Source organism: Actinomadura sp. NTSP31 (assembly GCF_041951385.1).
Classification (GTDB): domain Bacteria; phylum Actinomycetota; class Actinomycetes; order Streptosporangiales; family Streptosporangiaceae; genus Spirillospora; species Spirillospora napierensis.
Map to the genome: position 1 here is coordinate 16,137 of NZ_JBGNUT010000054.1, position 21,558 is coordinate 37,694.

The following is a 21,558-nucleotide window of genomic DNA, read 5'->3' on the forward strand; positions in this document are numbered from 1 at the left end:
TCGCCTGCTCGGCGGACGGGACGGCCGGCGTCTCGTCCGCCGCCGGAGCGTCCGGCGCGGGCGGTGGGGGCGGTGCGGGTTCGGCGTCGCGGGCGGCCGGGGTCGGCGTGCGCCAGCTCGCCACGAGCCGGTCGCCCTCGGCCGGGGGCGGCTTGGAATGGCCGGCGCGGCCCCAGTTCGGGGGCGGGGGTGCGGGGGCCCCGGGCGAGTCCTGGTCGTCAGGCCGATCGGCCGTGCTCATATTCGCCCCCCTCGCGACAGCACAGAAGCGAAGTGTACGGAAAAGCGGTGCATCGGAGGAAGGTCGGCGGTCAGGCCGGATCGAGCCGCGGGACCTTCCGGAGCCGCGCGGGAAGGGGGCGTCCCCGCGGCCCCGCGCGGGCGGTTCCCATTTACCCCCGGGAGGTTTCCGGCGGCGGTGATCAGGTAGACCGTCTGGTGATGGACGCCGGGAACCGGGAGGGGCGATGCCGTCGTACGCCGTGGTCCTGTCGGTCCTGGGCCTGGTGGGGGCGGTCATAGCGGCCGTCTACGCGGTGTCGTACGCGGTCGCGCCGGAGATGGAGGGCGGGCCGTTCCTGTCGGGCGGGCGTCCGCGAGAGCACGCGATGTCGCGGTACCACGTCCGCTGGTACGCGGTGACGATGGTGTTCCTCGCCTTCGACATGGAGATGGTCTTCATGTACCCGTGGGCGCTCGTAGTGGCGTCGGTGGGCGTCAAGGCCGTCGTGGAGATGTTCGCCTTCCTGGCGTTGCTGCTGGTCGGCGTCCTGTACGCGTGGCGTGAAGGGGCGCTGCGGTGGGTTTGAGACGGCGGCTGCGGCGGCTCGCGGAGGGGAGCCCGCGCGCGTTCGTGGTGCCGGCGGCCGACGGGACGGGGGAGCGGCTCGCGGTCGAGGCCGGGTTGCGGCGGCGGGGGTGGCGGGCGGCGGTGTCGCCGGTGGAGACGGGTGTGCTCGTGGTCTGCGGCCGTCCGGGGGAGGCGCTGGCGGAGGCGATCGACGAGGTCTGGTCCGGCATGCCGGGACCGCGGGCGCGGGTCCGGCCGGACGCGTTGGACGACATCGTGTGGGACGGGTCGCGGCCACCCCACCGGGCAGGCGAGGTGGAGACGGCCGGGCGGGCGGACGACCGGGACGGCCTGCGGCTCGACGTCCTGCACGTGCCGCTCGGTCCCGTGCTGGCTGACTGGCCCGCCGGCCTGCGGCTCGACCTGGCGCTTCAAGGGGACGTGGTGCAGAGCGCGGACGCCGTGATGGTCGACACGGGCGGCGGATCGTTCTGGGAGGGGCGGCCGGCGGCGCGCGGGCTCGACGGCCTCGCCCGGCTCCTGCGGGTCGCGGGGTGGGACGACGCGGCGCGGCGGGCCGCCGTTCTCCGCGATGACCTTCTCGGCGGTAAGCAGATCAGGGAGCGGTTCGACGCGTTCGACCGGACGGTCCGGCGTTCGCGATCGCTGCGGTGGATGACGAAGGGGGTCGGGAACCTCACACCGGAGGCGGCGGAGCGGTACGGCGTCGCGCCGCGGCTCGCCGGCGACATCGACGACCGGCTGCGGGGGCGGCTCGACGAGATCCGACGGGCCCTCGACGGCGAGGTCCCGCACGGCCATGAGCGGGCGGAGGCGCTCGTGTCGGTGCTGCCCGGGCTGGTGGCGGGCGTCGAGCTGGCGCAGGCCCGGCTGATCGTGGCGAGCCTGGATCCGGACCTTGCGGCGGTGCGGGCCGATGGTTGAGGTGGTCGTCCTCGGTCTGCTGGCGGTCGCGGCGGCGTCGCTGGACGCGGTGCTGGCGGGCGGCCCCGGCCCGGTCCGCGAGGCGGCGCGGCTGCTGGTGGCCGAGCGCCGCGCGGCGCCCAGCGCGGACCGGCTGCTGACGCGGGCCGGCGCGATCTCGCTGCCGGTGGCGGCGGCGCTCGCCGCGCTCGTCGTGCCGTTCGGTGGTCACGCGGCGCTGGACACGCGGGTCGGTGTCGTGTGGTTCAACGCGATGGAGGTCGTCGTGTGGGCGTCGGTCTGGCTGGCGGGATGGGGCGTCAACTCCGCGTACGCGCTGGTCGGCGGGTACCGGATGGTCGCGCAGGGCCTGGCGTACGAGCTGCCGCACATGTTCGCCCTGATCACGGCGGCGCTGGCGGCGCACTCGCTGGACCTGCGGGCGATCGGCGCGGCGCAGGGCGGGCTGTGGTTCGGGGTGTGGATGCCGGTGGCGTTCGCGGTGTACCTGGTGTCCGCGCTCGCGATGGCGTTCTGGGGGCCGTTCGGCGCGCCGCTGGGCGCCGAGATCGCCGGGGGAGCGGCGGCCGAGCTGTCCGGGCCCGACCGCCTGGTCTTCCTCGCCGGACGGTACGGGCTGCTCACCGTGGCGTCGGCCGTGGCCGTCCCGCTGTTCCTCGGCGGCGGTGCGGGGCCGCTGCTGCCCGCGTGGCTGTGGTCGGCGGTGAAGGCGGGCGCCGTCCTGGCGCTGCTGGTGTGGGCGAGGAGGCGGTGGCCCGTCCTGCGGATGGACCGGTTCATGCAGGTGGCGTGGACGGTGCTGATCCCCGCGGTGCTGCTGCAGATGCTCGTGGTCGCGATCGTCGTCGTGGACTGAGGAGGTTCCCGTGACCGTCCTGTTCTGGGTGCTCGCCGTCGCGGCGGTCGCCTTCGGCGCGGCGGTGTTCGCCGCCGGGTCGATGGCGCGCGCGACGTTCGCGCTGCTCGCGTCGTTCCTGTGCGCCGGCGGCGAGCTGCTGCTGGTGGGGCTGCACTACCTCGGCGTGCTGGTCGTGCTCATGATGATCATGGAGATGCTGGTGATGGCGGTCTTCATGATCATGTACATGATGGACCCGGCCGGGCTGATGCCGATGTCGATGGTGCACAACCGGCGCGGCGCGCTCATCGTCTCGGGCACGGTGTTCGCGGCGCTGGCCGCCGGGGTCTTCGCGATCCCGTGGCCGCAGCGGCGCGGCGCCCCGCCGCACGACCCGACGTTCGCGCTCGGCCAGTCCGTCATGGGGCCGAAGATGCTGGTGATGATGGTGATCGGCATCGCGATCCTGGCCACGATGATCGCCACGGTGGTGCTGGCGACCCGGACCGGACGCTACGGCGAGGACGGCGCGCGATGACCCTCCAGGCGTTCCTGCTGCTCGCCGCCGCCCTGTTCGCGGTCGGCCTGTACGGCGCGCTGTCGCAGCGGTCGGTCGTGATGCTGATGATGGGCCTGGAACTGATGATCAACGGGATCGTCGTCGCGGCGGGCGGCTTCTGGCACTGGGTCTCGCCGGGCGCGCCGGACGGCCAGGTCCTCGTGCTCGTCGCGATCACCGTGATGGCGCTGGAGATGGCGATGGGATTCGCCGTCGTCACCGCCCTGTTCCGGGCCCGGGACGTGGACATGGCCGACGACGCCGGAGACCTCAGGGGATGATCGTCGCGCTGGCCGTGACGCCGCCGGCCGCGGGCGCGCTGCTGCTGCTCGCGGGGCGCCGGGCCGATCGCGCGGCACCGGCCGCCGGGGTCCTGGTCGCGGTGGCGGTGCTGGCACTGGCGGTCGCGGCGGCGGTGACGCGTCCCGTCGCGCGTTTCGCGTTGCTGCCGGGGTGGCCCGGCGGGCTGGCCGTGGACGGGCTGTCCGGCGTGCTCGTGGTGACCGTCGCGTCCGTCCTGGCGGCGATCCTGGTCTTCGCGGCCGCCGGCGGGTACGGCGCCCGGTTCTTCGGCCTGATGCTGCTGTTCGCTGGCGCGATGCTGGTGACGGTCACCGCGTCCGACCTCGTCCTGCTCCTCATGGGATGGGAGGTCATGGGCGCGATGTCGTACGCGCTCATCGGCTACGAGTGGCGGGAGGCCGGACCGGTCCGTTCGGCGGACGTCGCGTTCCTCACCACCCGCGCCGCGGATCTGGGCCTGTACGCGGCGGCGGGCTTCGCCATCGCCGGGACGCACTCGCTCGCGCTCTCCTCGTTGGCCGGTGCGGGGCGGCCATGGCGGGATCTCGCGGCGGCCGGGATCGTGCTGGCCGCGCTGGGGAAGTCGGCGCAGCTTCCGTTCTCGTTCTGGCTGTCCAGGGCGATGGCGGGTCCGAGCCCCGTCTCGGCACTGCTGCACTCGGCCACCATGGTCGCCGCCGGCGCCTACCTGCTGCTGCGCGTGCACCCCCTGCTCGCGGCGACCGGATGGGCCGGCACGCTCGTCGCCTGGGCCGGCGCCGCGACCGCGCTGGTGATGGGGGCCGTGGCGCTGGCACAGCGGGACCTGAAACAGCTTCTCGCCGCGTCGACCTGCGCGCAGATCGGGTTCATGGTGCTGGGCGCCGGTGTCGGCTCCGTTTCCGGCGGGACGGCGCATCTCGTGGCGCACGCGGCGGTGAAGAGCCTGCTGTTCCTGTGCGCGGGCGCGTGGCTGACCGCGCTGGGCACCAAGCAGCTGGACGAGCTGCAGGGCGCCGCGCGCCGGTACCGGGTCGTCGGCGTCGCGTTCGGTGCGGGCGCGCTGGCACTGGCCGGGCTGCCGCCGCTGTCGCTGTGGGTGACGAAGGACGAGGTGCTGGCGGCGGCCGGGGACCGTTCACCCGCGCTCCTCGCGGCCGGGATGGCCGCCTCCGTGCTGGCCGCCGCCTACTCCGCCAAGGCTCTGTTCGCCGTGTGGCGGGGTACGCGCATTGACGGGCGTCCCATGCCGATGATCGCGCGCCTTCCGCTGATCGTCCTGGCGGTCGCGGCGTGTGTCCTCGGCGTGCTCGGCGTGCGCGGCGTCGCCGAAACTCTGGGGATTCCGGGCGAGACGCAGGTGAACGTTCTGGACCTGGTCCTTTCCGGCGTCCTGGCGGTGGTGGCGATCGTCGTGGTCCGGTTCGCGCGGACGGCCCCGGCGCCCGCATGGGCGGCGGACTGGCTGTTCCTCGAACGGGCCGCGCGGGCCGGGCTCGTCCGGCCGGTGTTCGCGGCGGCGCAGGCGCTCGCCAGGTTCGACGACCGGGTCGTCGACGGCGCGGTCCGGGCCGTCGCGCGGGCCGGGCTGCGGACGGCCGCCCTGGCCGGACGCGGCGCGGAACCGCACGTGGACGGCCTGGTCGACGGGATCGGGCGCGGCGCGCGGCGGCTCGCCGGGCTCGCGCGCCGCCCGCAGACCGGGCTCGTCCACACCTACTACGCGCAGGCGGCGGTGCTGCTCGCGGTGCTCGTCGTCGTCGCCGTCCTGGCCGGGTGGTGAGGCATGCTCTCGCTGGCCGTCTTCCTGCCGCTGGCCGCCGCGCTCGTCCTGCCGGTCGTGCCGCGCCGTGCCGTGCCCTGGACGTGGATCGCGGTCACGGTCGCCGACCTCGTCCTCATCGTGGGCATGTGGGTCGCGCACGGCACGGGCCCCGGCGTCGCCTACGAGACGGACGTGCGCTGGATACCGTCCGTCCGGGCGGGCTATCACGTGGGCTTGGACGGGCTGTCCTTCCCGCTCGTCGCGCTGACGGCGGTACTGTTCGCCGCCTGCGCCGTCTACTCGATCCGGCAGCGGCATCGGGTCCGGGCGTTCGCGATCCTTTTCCTGTTCCTGGAGACGGTCTGCCTGGGATTGTTCTCCGCCCTCGACCTGCTGCTGTTCTTCGTCTTCTTCGACCTGTCGATCGTCGGCATGTACTTCGTGATCGTGCTGTGGGGACACGGCGACCGCGCGGCGTCGGCGCTGAAGTTCTTCCTCTACACGTTCCTCGGCTCGCTGGTCCTGCTGCTCGGCTTCATCGGCCTGTACCTGGGCGCCGACCCGCACACGTTCGACATGGTGGAACTGACCCAGAACCCGCCGCTCGCCGGGTCGCCGGGGCTCGCGGGGCTGACGCTGCTGGCCGTCGGCGTCGGCCTGGGCGTCAAGACGCCGGTCGTCCCATTCCACACCTGGCTGCCGCCCGCGCACACCGACGCGCCCGCCGCCGGGTCCGCGATCCTGGCCGGGGTCATGCTGAAGATGGGCACCTACGGATTCGTCCGGATCGCCATGCCGATGCTGCCGGACGCATGGCGACGCTACGCGCTCGTCTTCCTCATCGTGGGCCTGGTAAGCGTCCTGTACGGGGCGCTCGTCGCGCTCGCGCAGGACAACGCGAAACGGCTCGTCGCGTACACGTCCGTCAACCACATGGGCTACATCGTCCTCGCGCTGGGCGCGGCCGGTTACGCGTCCGGCGACGTGGACGCGCGGCGGCTCGCCGTTACCGGGGCCGTCACGCAGATGGTCTCCCACGGGCTCATCACCGGCGCGCTGTTCCTGCTGTGCGGCGTCCTGTACGACCGCGCCGGAAGCTACGACCTCGGGCGATTCGGCGGCATCGCGCGGACGGCGCCCGTCTACTCCGGGATGCTGGCGCTCGCCGCGTTCGCCTCCCTCGGGCTGCCCGGCCTGTCGGGGTTCATCGCGGAGTTCCAGATCTTCGCCGGGACGATCGGCAGCGGCACCACGGCGGCGGCCGTGACCGGCGCGCTCGCCGTCCTCGGCATCCTCGTCACGGCGGCCCTGTTCCTGCGCGTCCTGCACCGGGCAGTGCTGGGCGCGCCCGGGGAGCTGTCCGGGTGGGTCGAGGACGCGCGGCGCCCCGAACTCGCGGCGATCGTCCCGCTGCTGGCGCTGTCGGTGCTGATCGGCGTCGCGCCGCGCGTCCTGCTCGACACGATCGAGCCGCTGTCGGCGGCCGTGACCGCGCTGGTCGGCCGATGAACGAGAACCCCGCCGACGTCGCCCCCGAGCTGTGCGTGCTGGTCGCCGCGGTCCTCGGCCTGGTCAACGGGCTGTTCCTGCCTCGCACGCGGCAGTGGCGGGTCGCGGTGATCTGCGCTGCCGGGCTGGTCGCGGCCCTGGCCGTCGCCGCCGTGGACACGACACGGCCGGACCTGGTCGTGTTCGACGCGTTCTTCGTCGACCCGATCACCCATGTCACCCGGATCGCCGTGCTCGGCTCGACGCTGCTGGTCCTCGGGCTCGCGGCCGGGCCGGTCCGCGACCATCCGCGCGAGAGCGAGCACTACGTCCTGATCCTGCTGTCGGCGCTCGGCACGATGGTGCTCGGCGCCTCGTCCGACCTGCTCGTCGTCGTCGCCGCGTACCTTCTGGCGAGCATCCCCGCCTACGCGCTCGCCGGGTTCGGCAAGGACGCGCTCGGCACCGAAGCGGCGCTGAAGTACTACCTGATGGGCGCGTTCCTCGGCGTCGTGATGCTGGCGGGCGTCACGCTGCTCTACGGGGTCGGGCACGGCACCGCGTACGGGACGCTCCGCGCCGGCCTCGCCGACGCGCCGTCGGCGGCGGTGTCCGCCGGCGTCGTCGCGTTGCTGGCTGGGCTGCTGTTCAAGGCGGGCGCCGTACCGGGGCACTTCTGGGTGCCCGACGTCGCCGAAGGCGCGCCCCCGGTGGTCGCCGCGTTCGTCACGACCGTCCCGAAGATCGGCGCGTTCGCCGCGCTGCTGCGGTTCGGGTCGGAGGCGCTGCCCCACGGTGCCGGCGGTTGGCCGACGCTCGTCGCGATGATCGCCGCGGCCACGATGACGCTCGGCAACCTGGCCGCGTTCGGGCAGGGCAACGTCCGCCGGCTGCTCGCCTACTCCACCGTCAGCCAGGCCGGATACCTGCTGGTACCGGTCGCGATGGCGGGCCGGACCGATCTCGCGCAGCCCGCGCTGCTGTTCTACGTCGCCGCCTACGCGGTGACGAACCTCGGCGCCTTCGCCGTCGTCGTGGCGGTCGGGCGCGACGACCTCGCCTCCTACACCGGCCTGCTGCGCGCCTCGCCGCCGCTCGGGCTCGCGCTGGTCGTGTGCCTGCTCGGCTTCGTCGGGACGCCGCCCACCGCCGTCTTCGTCGGGAAGGTCCTGATGTTCGGCGCCGCGATCGACGGCCACTACGCCTGGCTCGCGGTGGTCGCCGCCGTCAACACGGTCGCGAGCGTCTTCTACTACCTGCGCTGGATCGTCCCGCTTTTCCGGCGGCCGGACGGCGAGTTCGCACCGGCCCGGGGAGCATCGGCGGTCGCCGTCGCGGCGGCGCTGTTCTCGCTCGTCCTCGGCATCGGCGCCGGGGTCGCGCTCACCGCATGACCGGCAGCTCGATCCAGGACGGGCGGCCGGCGTCGTGGAAGACGGTCTGCTCCGCGCGCACCATCGACGGATGGCGGTCGAACCGGGGGAAGTTCGACGAGGCGACCTGCACGCGGATGCGGTGCCCGGCCCGGAACGTCTGGCTCGTCGCGGCAAGGTCGATCTCGTGCCGGGTCGCGCCGGCGGGGGAGCGGACGATGCCGTCCAGCACGTTCATCGCCCGCCCGTCCGGCCACACGTCGACCAGCTTGGCCGTCCAGTCGGCGCCGGGCGCGGAGGTCGCCGCGTGCAGCACGGCCCGGACCGGCCCGGTGACCTCCACGTCGCGGTCGAGTACGGGCGTGGTGAAGACGAGGACGTCCGGACGCGCCTCCACGGCCCGCTGGTCGCGCGGCCCGACGTTGACCGGGTCGTTCAGCAGCAGGTTGCCGCCGTGCGTGGGGACGGGGGCGTCCGGGGCGTGGACGAAGCGGGACGGCGACGCGTCCGCCCCTGGAGCGCCGGTGGAAAGGGAACCGCCGGGGTGCAGGTAGTACCGGGTGGCGGTGGCGCCGGGCGGCGGCCACGACTCGGCGTCCCGCCACACGTCGGCGCCCATGGTGAAGTACCTGACCGCCGGGCCGCCGGTGTCGCCGCGCAGGAACGCGACCTGCGCGGCCTCCAACTGCGTCATCTGCGCGGACGCCGCCTGCCCGAAGTACAGCTCCCCGACACCGCCCGTCTGGGACAGGTGAGACCACGGCCCGATGACGAGGCGCCCGCCGGGAATGCGCCGATGGTTCTCCAGCGTGCCGCGCAGGAAGACGTCGAACCATCCCGCGACGTGCAGGACCGGGACGCCGATCCGGTCGTGCCGCAGCGTCTCCGCCAGATCCGTCCAGTAGGAGTCGCGTTCCGGATGGTCGACCCAGTCGCGCCAGAACGGGAACGCGTCGGCGACGGCGGGGACGACGCGCAGCGGAAGCGTCCGCATCGCCGCGTCGGGGTCGGCCAGCACCTGCATCAGCGGCCCCAGGCGGGCCGCGCCGCCGTCGTCGATGTCGTGCACCGCGCCGAGCAGCCCCTGGAGCGCGCCCCAGAAGAACGCCGACCCGAGCGCGAACGCGCCGCCGTGGTACTTCAGCCCGTCGTAGAAGTCGTGCGGGGTCATCGCCGCGACCACGGCCTTCAGCGCGTCCGGGCGCTCGGACGCGAGCTGGAGCGCGCATCCGGCGAGGTAGGAGTTGCCGGCGGCGACGACCTCGCCGTTCGACCAGGGCTGCGCGGTGATCCAGTCCACCGTGTCGGCGCCGTCGCGTCCCTCGTCGACCCAGGGCGTGAACTCGCCGTCGCTGTTGCCCCGGCCCCGGCAGTGCTGCAGTACGACGGCCATCCCGGCCCGCAGATAGGCGGTGACCGGAGCGGACCGGAACACCGGCTCGCCGTAGGGGCCGCGCATCAGCACGGTGCGGTGCCGCCCGTCGCCGGCGGGCCGATGCACGTCCGCGCGCAGGATCGTCCCGTCGCGCATCTCGATCGGCTGGTCCAGGACGGTGACGGCCGGGAGCGCGGGACGGTCGAGCTTCGTCACGGAAATCCCTCCAGGGTGAAGGCGCCGACGGCGCCGGGCGCTACCCGCACGGTTCGCGTCAGCGGCCGGGGCCGCCGCCGAACCACTCGCCCGCGGTGCGGGCCGGAGGCGGGGCCTCGCCGGAGCCCGCCGACGGACGCGGCCCCTCTGCCCGCAGCGAGCGCAGCCGCTCCTGCAGGGCGCGGTCGGCGTGGATCTCCTCCTCGCTCGGCGCCATCGCGATGATGATGAGCAGGGTCGTCGACACGACGGCGATGCCGCCGATGAGCGGCAGCAGGAAGTCGACCGCGTCGGCGCCGCCGGTCGGGGCCGCGTCCCCGTCCATGGTCACCCGCATGGCCGCCATGCCCGTGTAGTGCATGCCGGTCACCGCGACGCCCATCACCAGCGCGGCTCCGGCCGTCTCCCAGCTGCCCTTGGCGCGCAGGCAGAACCACAGCGCCGCCGTGGACGCCACCACCGCGATCACCACCGACAGCGCGACCAGTACGGGCTGGTAGTCGATGCGCCCGGACATCCGCATCGCCGCCATGCCGCTGTAGTGCATGCTGACGACGCCGATGCCCATGATGACGCCGGCCGAGACGATGACCGGCGTTCCCGTGCCGCCGAAGCCGATGATGAACAGCCCGATCGCGACGACCACCACGGCCGCGAGGCAGCTCAGCAGCGTGATCGGGACGTCGTAGCGGATCTGCATCCCCGAGATGCTGAAGCCGAGGACGGCGATGAAGTGCATCACCCAGATCCCGGTGCCGCCGATCGCCAGCGCCGCCAGCACCAGCCACGAGGCGCGCGAACGGCCCACCGAGGCACGCGCGCGCGCCGTGCACAGCAACCCTAGGAACGAGCCGACGAACGACATGAGATAGGCGCACACGGGCGTCAGTAACCCGTATGAGAAATGGTGCACGTGGGCCATGCGATCCCCCGGTGGAACATGAGGCCACTTTTGATGTGGGGGGATCATAACGGCACGTAACCGGGCAAATCGATAACAGTGCTGGTATTGGTCCCGAAATCGACTTTCCGTGTGCAGACGCTCACCCGCCGGAGCGGCCGCCGGGCGGGCCGCGGCCACGAGGCGGTCAGGACAGCAGACCGTGCTCCATCGCCAGGTCGAGCGCGGACTCGGACGCCGGGGCGAGCAGATGCCGGTCGGCCGGCGCGACATAGAGGTACTCGTCGACCTCGCCCGACGCCGCGATCGACCCCCGGTACGACGCGGTGAAGCACGCCATCCGCGCGTGCGTGTGGTCCGGCTGGTCGTGCGCGGGCGCGCGGATAACGCCGAGCCCGCGGAAGGACGCCCGGTCCAGCTCGACGCCCAGCTCCTCGCGGACCTCCCGGGACAGCGCCGACCAGTCGTCCTCGCCCGGCTCCCGCTTGCCGCCGGGAAGATACAGCAGGTCACGGCCCCGCGACCGGACGGTCAGCAGCCGCCCGTCCACGACCCGCACCCAGGCCACCACATCGAGATCCGCCACGGCGACCAGACTAGAGGCGGCGGGATTCCAGGACGCGGCGCAGGAACTCGCGGGTGCGCGGCTCGGCCGGCTCCTCGAAGATCTGCTCGGCCGGGCCGCGCTCCAGCAGCACGCCGTCGGACAGGAAGCAGACCGTGTCGGCGATGTCGCGGGCGAACCCCATCTCGTGGGTCGCCAGGACCATCGTCATCCCGGACTCCTTCAGCTCCCGGATGATCCCCATCACCTCGGTCACCAGCTCCGGGTCGAGCGCGGAGGTCACCTCGTCCAGCAGCAGCAGGCTCGGCCGCGTCGCCATCGCCCGGATGATCGCGACGCGCTGCTGCTGGCCGCCCGACAGCCGGTCGGGGTACTCGCCGGCCTTGTCGGCCAGGCCGAACCGCTTCAGCAGCTCGCGGGCCTGCTCGGCGGCCTCCGCCTTCGGCCGCTTGTGCACCCGGACGGGCGCCAGCGTGATGTTGTCCAGCACCGACATGTGCGGGAACAGGTTGTAGGCCTGGAACACCATCCCGATCCGCTTGCGGACCTCGTCGGGGTCGGCGTCCGGGTCGGTGATGTCGTCGCCCTCCAGGAAGATCGCGCCGTCGTCCACCGTCTCCAGCACGTTCACGCAGCGCAGCAGCGTCGACTTGCCCGACCCGGACGCGCCGATGAGGCAGACGACCTCGTGCGGCGCGACGTCCAGGTCGACGCCGCGCAGCACCGGATGCGCGTGGTAGGTCTTCCAGACGCCTTCGACGCGCAGCAGCGGTCCGCTCATGTGCCGCCTCCGGGGGCGCGGCGGCGCTCGGCGCGCACCGCGAGATGGTCGGTGAACCGGGCCATCGGCACGGTCAGCGCGATGAACAGCACCGCCGTGGCCAGATAGGGCGTGTAGTTGAAGTTGGTGGCCGAGTGGATCTGCGCCTGCCGCAGCGCCTCCAGCGGGCCGAGCACGGCGACGAGCGCGGTGTCCTTCTGCAGCGACGCGAAGTCGTTGAGCAGCGGCGGGACGACGCGGCGCACCGCCTGCGGCAGCACCACGAACCGCAGGCTCTGCGTCTTGCTCAACCCGAGCGACCGGGCCGCCGCGCGCTGGCTCGGGTGGATCGAATCGATGCCCGCGCGGAACACCTCCGCGACGTAGGCGCCGTACGACAGGACGAGCGCGAACCCGCCGAGCACCGCCGGGCTGTCCGGGAGGCCCTGCAACCGCAGCGCCGGCAGCCCGAACCCGACCAGGTACACCAGCAGGATCGTCGGGATGCCGCGGAACACGTCGGTGTAGGCGACGGCCAGGGCCCGCAGCGGGAAGAACAGCGGGTTGCGCAGCCCGCGTGCGAGCGCGACGAGCATCCCGAGCACCAGGATCACCGGCTCGGCGATCAGGAAGATCCGCACGTTCAGCCAGAAGCCGCGCAGCACGTCCGGGAACGCGTCGGTGAACTCGCCCCAGTTGAAGAACGTCTCGTGCACGCGCGGCCAGCCGGGCGACGTCACCACCACGGCCAGCACGACCGCGACGCACACCGCGGTCGACGCGGCGGCGAGCGACCCGGACCGGACGCCGGCGCGGCGGCGGCGCCGCTCCCGCTCCAGCTGCCGCTCGCTCTTCACCCAGGCGGTCTCGCCGCCCGCCCGCACGGTCATCGGACGGTCACTTCAGGACGGGCGCGCCGGCCGACGAGGTCAGCCATTGCTGCTGGATCTTCGCGAGCTCGCCGGCCGACCTCAGCTGCCCGATCGCCTGGTTCAGGCAGCCCACCAGCCTGCTGCCCTTCTCCATCAGCAGCCCGAAGTGCTCGGTGGAGCCGCCCTCGGTCTGCGGCAGCTGCCCGACGATCTTCGAGCCGTCGATCTGCGCGGCGGTGACGTAGAACGCGGTCGGCAGGTCGACCAGCAGCAGGTCGACCTGCTTGTTCTTCAGCGCGTTCACCGCGTCGATCTGGGTGTTGAAGATCTTCGGCTGGTCGTCCGGCTTGATCTGGTTCTGCACCGCCTGCAGCGCGGTCGTCCCGACCTGCACGGCGATGCGCGCCTTCTTCAGGTCCGCGATGCCCGCCGCGTTCGCGAACCTGCCGTCCTTGAGCGCCACGACGCCCTGCTGCACGTCGTAGTAGCCGTCGCTGAACGTCACCGCCTTCTCGCGGGCCGGGGTGGCCGAGATCTGGTTGATGTCGAAGTCGAAGTTCTTCGGGCCCGGCGCGTACGACGACTCGAAGGACTGGGTCGTCCAGCTCACCTGGTCCTTGGTGAAGCCGAGCTTCCCGGCGACGGCGTACGCGACCGCGCTCTCGAAGCCCTGCCCGTTGGACGGGGCGTCGTTCTTGAACCACGGCTCGAACGCGGGCTTGTCGGTCGCGACCGTGAGCTTGCCCGGCGTCTTCAGGGGCAGCTTGTCCTTGGTGCAGGAGACCGGGCTCTTGCTCGCCGAGGCGGTGGAGTCGTCGTCGTCCTGCGGAGCGCAGGCGGTGACGGCGAGGGTCAGCGCGGCGACGCCGGTCAGGGCGGCCACGAGGGGTCGGCGGGTCACGGGGGTGCCTCCAGCGATGCGGGGGTTGTTGATCAGGACTGCGGGGCGGTGCGCCCGGTGGTGGTGCGCAGGGTGACGGTTCGTGCGCCCGCCAGTCCGAGGACGTCGGAGGCGCGTCCCTGGTTGACGCCGAGGCCGAGCCAGCCGGAGGAGTCGATCCACAGCAGCGGCTCGCCGGCGGCGACACTGCCGAAGGTCCGCTCGAACGGCACGCGGGCGGTGCCGGACGCACCGTCTGGAACGCTCCATTCGATGTCGAGGGGAGTGCCGGGCTCCAGCGCGCCGAACGCGGCGGCGAGGTCGCCGCGCTCCGCGCCCAGCACCAGGCTGCCGAACCGGTCGGTGTACAGCACGGGGACGGTCAGCTCGCCGTCCGCGGCGACTGCGGCCGGCAGGTCCAGCGGCAGCGGCTCGACCCGCGCACCGAGGTCGGCGACGCCGACGCCGGTCGCGACGTGCGCGGCGGCGGGGGAGAAGATGTCGCGCCCGTGGAACGACGTCGACACCTCCGGCAGCCGGTACGCCGGGTTCTCCAGCGCGTGCGCCCGGACGATCCCGCCGAGCGCCTCCGCCGCCGGCACCAGCAGCCCGTTGTCCGGCCCGACCAGCACGTCGCCGCGGCCGGTCTCGATCGCCACCGGGCGGCGCGGCGTGCCGACGCCCGGGTCCACGATGCCGGTGTGCACGCCGACCGGCAGGTAGGGCAGCGCCTGCCGCAGCAGCATCGCGCCCTCCACCACGTCGAACGGCGTGATCTCGTCGCTGAGCACCAGCACGTTCGCCTCGGGCGCGATGGTGTACACGACTCCGGCGCAGATCGAGGTGTAGGCGGCGCCGAAGTCCGTGGCGATGCTGACGAACGGGCGGCTTCCGGACATGGGCGACCTCGGCAGGACCTGCGGGAATGAAGGAGAGGAGCAGAAGCCTACCAAGCCGATCTCGTGACCGAACCGGCGCTTGTCCTCCGGGGATGCGCGCCGATTCGCTCGATCCGCTCCTGCCGCGGACCTTCGTCGCCGTCGCCGACCTCGGCTCGTTCACGGCCGCCGCGGCGGCGGGCGGCTACACCCAGTCCGCGGTGTGCGAGTAGAAGGGGTTCGGCGGCGGCGGGACGGTGGCGGGGTTGCCGAGCCATGCCACCAGCGCAGGCTTCGCAGATCCGTCATGCGCGGCCCGCATGGCTCGTTCGGTCGCGTCAGCCGAAGCGGCGCGCGGAGGCGTTCTCCTGGGCCAGCCGGTGCAGGGCCGTCAGGACCTGCTCGTACAGGACGGTGGACACGAGCAGGGTGTGGACCGTCCGGGCGCGCGGGGCGCCGTCGGCTACGCGGCCGATCTCGTGGTCGGCGACCTCGGCGGCGGCCTTCACGTAGGGGCGCAGGTCGGTGAGCGTGATCGGGAAGCCGAGCCGGCGCAGCGCGACGAAGGTGTGCGCGAGCAGGTCGCGGGCGGGGGAGCGGTCGCCGACCGCCCAGCCGAGCTCGCGGACGAGCGCGTCGACGTCCTGGCGGGCGGCGCGCCAGTGCGGGTCGTGCGGCGCGGCGACGTGCGGGCCGATGGCGTACTGGGCGGTGCCGAACAGCTCGTGCAGGCTGATGCGCTCGTCCTCGATCGCCTCGACGATCCGCTGGATCGCCGCGACCGGCAGGTCGCCGACCTCGCGCAGCGCGCTGATCAGCCGGAGCCGCTCCAGGTGCCGGTGGTCGTACTCCGCGCGGGTGGCGCTCACCACCGAGCCCTTCGGAAGGAGGCCCTCCCGGATGTAGAACTTGATCGTCTGGACCGTCAGGCCGCTGCGATCGCTGAGCTCGGAGATCTGCACCGCGCACCCCCTTGTCCGGAGGTCAACGCTATCCAGGGGGCACGGGCGGATACGGGGACTCGTCAAAGGTCGTCCGAGATGAGGTGCTTTGTCGGACCTGGTCCGGGCCGTGCCGGGCCCCCGCCCCGGCCCGGCCCGGACCCCGCGTCAGGCGGTCAGCCGGAGGTCGGTGACGGAGCGTCCGGCGCGCAGCGCGCACCCGCCCGGCAGCCGCTCGTCCAGCGGGACCCGGACGGTCGCCCGCTCGCCCGCCGCGGCCTCCGCGACCGCGAACCCGGCGAGCCGGAGCGGCAGCGCGTCCGACGCGGCGTAGCACTGGACGACCTCGCGCCCCGGCCGGTCACCGGTGTTGCGGACGGTCACCTCCGCCACCCCGTCCGCCACCGACAGCGACTCGTACTCCCACGCCGTGTAACCCAGGCCGTGCCCGAACGGGTACGCGACCTGGCCGGGCGCGTAGTGCCGGTAGCCGATCGCGGTGCCCTCGGCGTACGGCAGCGACCCGTCCTCGGCGGGGACCGGCGACAGGATCCCGTCCTCCGACAGCGGGAACGTGGTGGGCAGCCGGCCGCCGGGCTCGGCGGCGCCGGTGAGGACGTCGGCGATCGCGTCGCCGCCCTCCTGCCCGGGCAGCCACGCCCACAGCACCGCCGCGACCTCGTCCCTCCACGGCATCAGCACGGGCGCGCCCGCGTTCACCACCACGACGGTGCGCGGGTTGGTCGCGGCGACGGCGGAGACCAGCTCGTCCTGGCGGCCGGGCAGCGCGAGCGTCGTCCGGTCGAAGCCCTCGCTCTCCACGTCGTCGTTGGTGCCGACGATCACGATCGCGACGTCGGCGGCGCGGGCCGCCTCGACCGCCGCGGCCAGCTCCTCGTCCTCGGGCAGGTGCGGCTCGTGGTAGCCGATCCCGAACGCGGTCAGGAACGACCCGGACCGGTAGGCGCGCCGCAGCTCCACCGGGACCGGGCGCCCGGCCGCGAGCCGCACCTCGACGCGGTGCTCCGGCGGGCGCATCATCGCCTCGACCGGGTCGCCGCCGTCCAGCGCCAGGTGCACCGTCGCCGTCGTGTCCGCGACGCGCACGTCGTACTCGCCGACGCCGGCGACCGCGAAGGTGTGCACGCCGTCCGCGGCGGGCGTCACCTCGGCGCGGACGACGATCTGGGCCGTGGCGTCCGGGACGCCCTCGAAGAACATGAAGCGCGCGGCCCTGCGGTGCTCGGAGTCGAGGATCGCGCCGTCGGCGTCGATGAACTCCAGGCGCACCCCCGGCTCGCCGGTCTCCGGGTCGGCGGCCATGTCCAGCGGCAGCGCCGCCAGCCGCTCGTGCGGGTACACGCCCGCGCGCACGGTCAGCTCGGTGTCGGCGCCGAGCGCCCGCCGCAGCCCGTCGACCGGCGAGACGACGTGCTCGGGGTTCACATGGGCGCTGCCGCCGCCCTGCGCGCTGAACCGCACCGCGTTCGGGCCGATCAGCGCCAGCTTGCGGGGCACGTTCAGCGGGAGCACGCCGCCCTCGTTGCGCAGCAGCACGCACGCGCGCGCCGCCAGGGCGCGCAACTGGGCGGGCGCGTCGGCGGGCGTCGTCACGGACGCCGGCTCGGGGAACCCTTCGAGCGCGCCGACCCGCGCGGCCAGCCGCAGGATCCGCAGCACCTTGTCGTCGATCAGGTCCTCGGCGACCTCGCCGTCGCGGACGGCGGCGACGAGCTTGTCCCGCCACGCGTTGCCGGGCATGCCCGGCATCTCCAGGTCCATGCCGGCGTTGGCGCTGGCCGCGGTCGAGCGGATCGCCGTCCAGTCCGACATCAGCACGCCGTCGAAGCCCCAGCGCTCCTTCAGCACGCCGGTCAGCAGCGCGCGGTTCTCCGTCATCGTCGTGCCGTTGACCTGGTTATAGGCGGCCATCACCGCCCACGCGCCGGCCTTCACCGCGTCCTCGAACGGGCGCATGTACACCGCGTCCAGCGCCTCGTCGCCGATGCGCGCGTCATAGGACATCCGGGCGGTCTCGGAGTCGTTGCCGACGAAGTGCTTCACCGTCGCCGCGACCCCGGCCGACTGCACGCCCCGGACGAACCCGGCGCCGATCCGCGCGGTGAGCAGCGGGTCCTCGGAGTAGTTCTCGAAATGCCGCCCGCCGAGCGGGGTCCGGTGCAGGTTGATCGTCGGCGCGAGCTGGACGTGCACGCCCTTGTCCCTGGCCTGGGCGCCGTTCAGCCGTCCCGCCCGCTCGGCGAGGTCCGGGTCCCACGTCGCGGCCAGCGCCGTCGGGCTCGGGAACAGCAGGCTCGTGCTCCGCTCGTCCCACGCGGTGCCGCGGACGCCGCTCGGGCCGTCCGACAGCACCACCTTCCGCAGCCCGATCCGGGGGATCGGGCGCAGCGACCAGAAGTCGGCCCCGGTCAGCAGATGGACCTTCTCCTCGAGCGTCAGTTCCGCGAGCCGCTTGCGCAGGCCGGACTCGTCGACGGGCATCGAACCTCCTCCTGGACGTTTCCGAACGAAGCTCACCCTAATTCGCGATACCGAGCACTCGGTAGGTTTGTTACCTGTACGTTATATCGGAATCTGCGTAGAGTGAGGTGACGTGACGACCAGCACGGACCGGCGGCGCGGCTACGCGGCCGGCGACGCCCGACGCGAGCGCATCCTGCACATCGCGACGCAGGAGTTCGCCGAGCACGGCTACCGCGGCACCTCGCTCGCGCGCGTCGCCGAACGCGCCGGGCTGTCCCAGCCCGGCCTGCTGCACCACTTCCGCACCAAGGAGCAACTGCTCGTCGCCGTCCTCGAACTGCGCGACCGGCGCGACATGGAGCGCTTCTTCGACGGCGGGGAGGCGGCCGGCGGCCTGGACGTGCTCGCCGCGCTGGTCCGGGTCGTCGAGCACAACAGCCGCACGCCCGAGCTCGTCCGGCTGTTCGCGGTGCTGACGAGCGAGGCGGTCACCGCCGACCATCCCGCGCGCGCGTGGGCCCGCGCCCGCTACGTCCGGCTGCGCGGCTGGGTCGCCGACGCGCTGCGCCGCGCCGCCGACGCCGGCGACCTGCGCGCCGGCCTCGACGCCGACGCCATCGCCGCCCGCCTCATCGCGATCATGGACGGCCTGCAGACCCAGTGGCTGCTCGACCAGGACGGCATCGACATGCCCGCCCTCTTCCGCGCCCACGTCGACGACCTGATGGGAAGCCTCCGCCCGCACCGCGAAGGGTGAATTCCGGCCACCGGTTCACCGGCCGGCCCGCGGGGTGAGGCCCCCGGTCAACTCCTGCGCATGCCCTCGCTGATCTTCTCGGCGGCGGCGACGATGGGGGCGGCGTGCAGGCGCCCGGGGGAGCGGGTGAGGCGTTCGAGGGGGCCGGAGACGGAGACGGCGGCGATGACGCGCCCGCCGGCGCCGCGGACGGGGGCGGAGACCGAGCCGACGCCCTGCTCGCGCTCGCCGACCGACTGGGCCCAGCCGCGGCGGCGGACGGACGCGAGCGTGGTCGCCTCGAACTTGGCGCCGCGCAGGCCGCGGTGCATCCGGTCGGGCTCCTCCCAGGCCAGCAGGATCTGCGCGGCGGACCCGGCGGTCATCGGCAGGGCGGCGCCGACCGGGATGGTGTCGCGCAGGCCGCTGGTGCGCTCGGCGGCGGCGACGCAGACGCGGACGTCGCCCTGGCGGCGGAAGAGGGACGCGCTCTCGCCGGTATGGTCGCGCAGCTGCGCGAGGACGGGCTGCGCGATGGCGAGGAGGCGGTCCTCACCGGCGGCGACGGCGAGCTCGGCGAGGCGGGGGCCGAGGATGAACCGGCCCTGGGTGTCGCGGTGGACGAGCCGGTGGTGCTCCAGCGCGACGGCGAGCCGGTGGGCCGTCGGGCGGGCGAGGCCGGTGGTCTGCACGAGCTGCGCGAGCGAGGCGGGGCCGGCCTCGAGCGCGTTCAGTACGAGAACCGCTTTGTCAAGTACGCCGACTCCGCTAGAGTTGTCCATGTCTTGATATTGCCGTCTCGTAATTTGAGATGCAAATCAGCCGGACCGGACCCCGGCGCGACGGCGCGCCGGACGATCATGACAGGTGAGGTGGGTGTGATGGGCCGTACATTGGCCGAAAAGGTGTACGACGCGCACGTCGTACGGCGTGCCGAGGGTGAGCCCGACCTCCTCTACATCGACCTGCACCTGGTGCACGAGGTCACCAGCCCCCAGGCGTTCGACGGGCTGCGGATGGCCGGCCGCCAGGTGCGCCGCCCCGACCTGACCATCGCCACCGAGGACCACAACGTCCCGACCACCGACCTGCTCAAGCCGATCGCCGACCCCGTGTCGCGCACCCAGGTCGAGACGCTGCGCAAGAACTGCTCCGACTTCGGCGTCCGGCTGCACCCGATGGGCGACGACGGCCAGGGCATCGTGCACGTCATCGGCCCGCAGCTCGGTCTGACCCAGCCCGGCATGACCGTCGTGTGCGGCGACTCGCACACCTCCACGCACGGCGCGTTCGGCGCGCTGGCGTTCGGCATCGGCACCAGCGAGGTCGAGCACGTCCTCGCCACCCAGACGCTGCCGCAGATCCAGCCGAAGACGATGGCGGTCACCGTCGACGGCGCGCTGCCCGCGGGCGTCACCGCCAAGGACCTGATCCTCGCGATCATCGCCAAGATCGGCACGGGCGGCGGCCAGGGCCACATCATCGAGTACCGCGGCGAGGCGATCCGCTCCCTGTCGATGGAAGGCCGCATGACGGTCTGCAACATGTCCATCGAGGCCGGCGCCCGCGCCGGGATGATCGCCCCGGACGAGACCACGTTCGCCTACCTCAAGGGCCGCGAGAACGCGCCCTCCGGCGCGGACTGGGACCAGGCCGTCGAGTACTGGACGTCCCTGCGCACCGACGACGACGCGGTCTTCGACAAGGAGGTCGTGATCGACGCGGCCGAACTGACCCCGTTCGTCACCTGGGGCACCAACCCCGGCCAGGGCCTGCCGCTCGGCGAGTCCGTGCCCGACCCCGCCTCCATCGACGACCCGGCCAAGCGGCAGAACGCCGAGCGCGCCCTGGAGTACATGGGCCTCACCGCAGGCACGCCGCTGCGCGACATCAAGGTCGACACCGTCTTCGTCGGCTCCTGCACCAACGGCCGCATCGAGGACCTGCGCGCCGTCGCGGACGTGCTGGCGGGCCGCAAGGTCGCCGACGGCGTCCGGATGCTGGTCGTCCCCGGCTCCATGAAGGTCAAGAAGCAGGCCGAGGAGGAGGGCCTCGACCAGGTCATCTCCGCCTCCGGCGCCGAATGGCGCGAGGCCGGCTGCTCGATGTGCCTGGCGATGAACCCCGACAAGCTCACCCCCGGCGAGCGCAGCGCCTCCACGTCCAACCGCAACTTCGAGGGCCGGCAGGGCCCCGGCGGCCGCACGCACCTGGTGTCGCCCGCCGTCGCCGCCGCCACCGCCGTCACCGGCCGCCTGGCCGCTCCCGCCGACCTCTAAGGAATCCGAGCCATGGAAGCCTTCACCACCTACACCGGACGCGCCGTCCCGCTGCGGCGCAGCAACGTCGACACCGACCAGATCATCCCGGCCGTCTGGCTCAAGCAGGTCAGCCGCACCGGCTTCGACAAGGGCCTGTTCTCCGCCTGGCGCGAGGACCCCGGCTTCGTGCTGAACCAGCCCCGGTACGAGGGCGCCGGCATCCTGGTCGCCGGCCCCGACTTCGGCACCGGCTCGTCCCGCGAGCACGCCGTCTGGGCCCTGCAGCAGTACGGCTTCCGCGTCGTCATCGCGCCGCGCTTCGGCGACATCTTCCGCAACAACTCCACCAAGATGGGGCTGCTGCCGGTCGTGCTGACGGACGCGCAGGTCGAGGCCCTCCAGAGCGCCACCGAGAAGGACCCCGCCCTGGAGATCACCGTCGACCTGGAGAAGCGCGAGGTCCGCTGGGGCGCCGACACCGCGACCTTCGAGATCGACGACTACACCCGCTGGCGGCTCATGGAGGGCCTGGACGACATCGGCCTGACCCTCCGCCACGGCGACGCCATCAACGACTACGAGGCCGCCCGCCGCCCCTGGCTCCCCGTGACGCTGTAGCCCAGGGGGGACGACCCCCCTGGGCTACAGC

The 21,558-nt window shown here is 73.2% G+C and carries 22 protein-coding genes; 12 read left to right on the forward strand and 10 right to left on the reverse strand.

Annotated elements, in window-relative coordinates; all coding sequences use genetic code 11:
- Positions 1 to 467 precede the first annotated feature (467 nt).
- Genes ACA514_RS46810 through ACA514_RS46845 form a run of 8 tightly spaced genes read left to right on the forward strand, consistent with a single transcriptional unit; the run spans position 468 to position 8,061 of the window.
- Positions 468 to 809 (forward strand): NADH-quinone oxidoreductase subunit A, encoded by a 342-nt coding sequence (locus tag ACA514_RS46810; protein ID WP_375047999.1) that lies wholly within the window; start codon positions 468 to 470, stop codon positions 807 to 809.
- Entirely contained in the window at positions 800 to 1,735 is a 936-nt protein-coding gene (locus ACA514_RS46815) for a hypothetical protein (protein WP_375048000.1), read from the forward strand. The genes ACA514_RS46810 and ACA514_RS46815 overlap by 10 nt, the downstream gene beginning before the upstream one ends.
- Positions 1,728 to 2,591 (forward strand): complex I subunit 1 family protein, encoded by an 864-nt coding sequence (locus tag ACA514_RS46820; protein WP_375048001.1) that lies wholly within the window; start codon positions 1,728 to 1,730, stop codon positions 2,589 to 2,591. The genes ACA514_RS46815 and ACA514_RS46820 overlap by 8 nt, the downstream gene beginning before the upstream one ends.
- 10 nt (positions 2,592 to 2,601) lie before the next feature.
- Positions 2,602 to 3,111 carry an NADH-quinone oxidoreductase subunit J gene (locus ACA514_RS46825; RefSeq protein WP_375048002.1) on the forward strand — a complete coding sequence of 170 codons (510 nt, stop codon included), beginning with the start codon at positions 2,602 to 2,604 and terminating at the stop codon, positions 3,109 to 3,111.
- Positions 3,108 to 3,413, forward strand: coding sequence for an NADH-quinone oxidoreductase subunit NuoK (nuoK, locus tag ACA514_RS46830; RefSeq protein WP_375048003.1), 306 nt, complete (start codon positions 3,108 to 3,110; stop codon positions 3,411 to 3,413). Before ACA514_RS46825 ends, nuoK begins: the two co-directional genes overlap by 4 nt.
- On the forward strand, positions 3,410 to 5,197 hold the full coding sequence (locus ACA514_RS46835; RefSeq protein WP_375048004.1) for an NADH-quinone oxidoreductase subunit L: 1,788 nt from the start codon (positions 3,410 to 3,412) through the stop codon (positions 5,195 to 5,197). Before nuoK ends, ACA514_RS46835 begins: the two co-directional genes overlap by 4 nt.
- Positions 5,198 to 5,200: 3 nt before the next feature.
- Entirely contained in the window at positions 5,201 to 6,688 is a 1,488-nt protein-coding gene (locus tag ACA514_RS46840) for a NuoM family protein (RefSeq protein WP_375048005.1), read from the forward strand.
- A complete protein-coding gene (locus ACA514_RS46845; protein ID WP_375048006.1) occupies positions 6,685 to 8,061 on the forward strand; it encodes an NADH-quinone oxidoreductase subunit N in 1,377 nt (458 codons plus the stop codon). Before ACA514_RS46840 ends, ACA514_RS46845 begins: the two co-directional genes overlap by 4 nt.
- Here the strand turns inward: ACA514_RS46845 and ACA514_RS46850 are convergent.
- From ACA514_RS46850 to ACA514_RS46880, 7 genes are all read right to left on the reverse strand, one after another.
- On the reverse strand, positions 8,051 to 9,631 hold the full coding sequence (locus ACA514_RS46850; RefSeq protein ID WP_375048007.1) for a CocE/NonD family hydrolase: 1,581 nt from the start codon (positions 9,629 to 9,631) through the stop codon (positions 8,051 to 8,053). The genes ACA514_RS46845 and ACA514_RS46850 overlap by 11 nt on opposite strands.
- A 58-nt stretch (positions 9,632 to 9,689) precedes the next feature.
- Positions 9,690 to 10,439 carry an MHYT domain-containing protein gene (locus ACA514_RS46855; protein ID WP_375048008.1) on the reverse strand — a complete coding sequence of 250 codons (750 nt, stop codon included), beginning with the start codon at positions 10,437 to 10,439 and terminating at the stop codon, positions 9,690 to 9,692.
- Between the two features lie 280 nt (positions 10,440 to 10,719).
- Complete coding sequence (locus tag ACA514_RS46860) at positions 10,720 to 11,118, reverse strand: NUDIX domain-containing protein (RefSeq protein WP_344270207.1); 399 nt, start codon at positions 11,116 to 11,118, stop codon at positions 10,720 to 10,722.
- Between the two features lie 10 nt (positions 11,119 to 11,128).
- Complete coding sequence (locus ACA514_RS46865; RefSeq protein WP_375048009.1) at positions 11,129 to 11,878, reverse strand: amino acid ABC transporter ATP-binding protein; 750 nt, start codon at positions 11,876 to 11,878, stop codon at positions 11,129 to 11,131.
- Positions 11,875 to 12,747 (reverse strand): amino acid ABC transporter permease, encoded by an 873-nt coding sequence (locus ACA514_RS46870; protein ID WP_375048010.1) that lies wholly within the window; start codon positions 12,745 to 12,747, stop codon positions 11,875 to 11,877. Before ACA514_RS46870 ends, ACA514_RS46865 begins: the two co-directional genes overlap by 4 nt.
- A gap of 7 nt (positions 12,748 to 12,754) precedes the next feature.
- The gene (locus ACA514_RS46875; protein WP_375048011.1) at positions 12,755 to 13,630 is read right to left on the reverse strand and encodes an ABC transporter substrate-binding protein; all 876 of its coding nucleotides are present in this window, start codon (positions 13,628 to 13,630) and stop codon (positions 12,755 to 12,757) included.
- Between the two features lie 32 nt (positions 13,631 to 13,662).
- Complete coding sequence (locus ACA514_RS46880) at positions 13,663 to 14,508, reverse strand: S-adenosyl-l-methionine hydroxide adenosyltransferase family protein (RefSeq protein WP_375048012.1); 846 nt, start codon at positions 14,506 to 14,508, stop codon at positions 13,663 to 13,665.
- Between the two features lie 92 nt (positions 14,509 to 14,600).
- Here ACA514_RS46880 and ACA514_RS46885 point away from each other — a divergent pair, with 92 nt between their 5' ends.
- Positions 14,601 to 14,720 (forward strand): LysR family transcriptional regulator, encoded by a 120-nt coding sequence (locus ACA514_RS46885; protein ID WP_375048013.1) that lies wholly within the window; start codon positions 14,601 to 14,603, stop codon positions 14,718 to 14,720.
- Positions 14,721 to 14,825: 105 nt separating this feature from the next.
- Here ACA514_RS46885 and ACA514_RS46890 read toward each other — a convergent pair whose 3' ends face one another.
- Positions 14,826 to 15,449, reverse strand: coding sequence for a MerR family transcriptional regulator (locus ACA514_RS46890; protein WP_375048014.1), 624 nt, complete (start codon positions 15,447 to 15,449; stop codon positions 14,826 to 14,828).
- 147 nt (positions 15,450 to 15,596) lie between these two features.
- On the reverse strand, positions 15,597 to 17,930 hold the full coding sequence (locus ACA514_RS46895) for a glycoside hydrolase family 3 protein (protein WP_375048015.1): 2,334 nt from the start codon (positions 17,928 to 17,930) through the stop codon (positions 15,597 to 15,599).
- A 112-nt stretch (positions 17,931 to 18,042) separates the two neighbouring features.
- Between ACA514_RS46895 and ACA514_RS46900 the strand changes: the two genes are divergently transcribed.
- Positions 18,043 to 18,669, forward strand: a complete 627-nt coding sequence (locus ACA514_RS46900; RefSeq protein WP_375048016.1) for a TetR/AcrR family transcriptional regulator — start codon at positions 18,043 to 18,045, stop codon at positions 18,667 to 18,669.
- Between the two features lie 47 nt (positions 18,670 to 18,716).
- Here the strand turns inward: ACA514_RS46900 and ACA514_RS46905 are convergent, their stop codons facing one another.
- Entirely contained in the window at positions 18,717 to 19,430 is a 714-nt protein-coding gene (locus ACA514_RS46905; RefSeq protein WP_375048017.1) for an IclR family transcriptional regulator, read from the reverse strand.
- A gap of 99 nt (positions 19,431 to 19,529) precedes the next feature.
- On the opposite strand from ACA514_RS46905, the gene leuC reads away from it, so the two are divergent.
- Positions 19,530 to 20,927, forward strand: coding sequence for a 3-isopropylmalate dehydratase large subunit (gene leuC / locus ACA514_RS46910; protein ID WP_375048018.1), 1,398 nt, complete (start codon positions 19,530 to 19,532; stop codon positions 20,925 to 20,927).
- A 12-nt stretch (positions 20,928 to 20,939) separates the two neighbouring features.
- Entirely contained in the window at positions 20,940 to 21,527 is a 588-nt protein-coding gene (gene leuD / locus ACA514_RS46915; RefSeq protein WP_375048019.1) for a 3-isopropylmalate dehydratase small subunit, read from the forward strand.
- Positions 21,528 to 21,558: the final 31 nt, after the last annotated feature.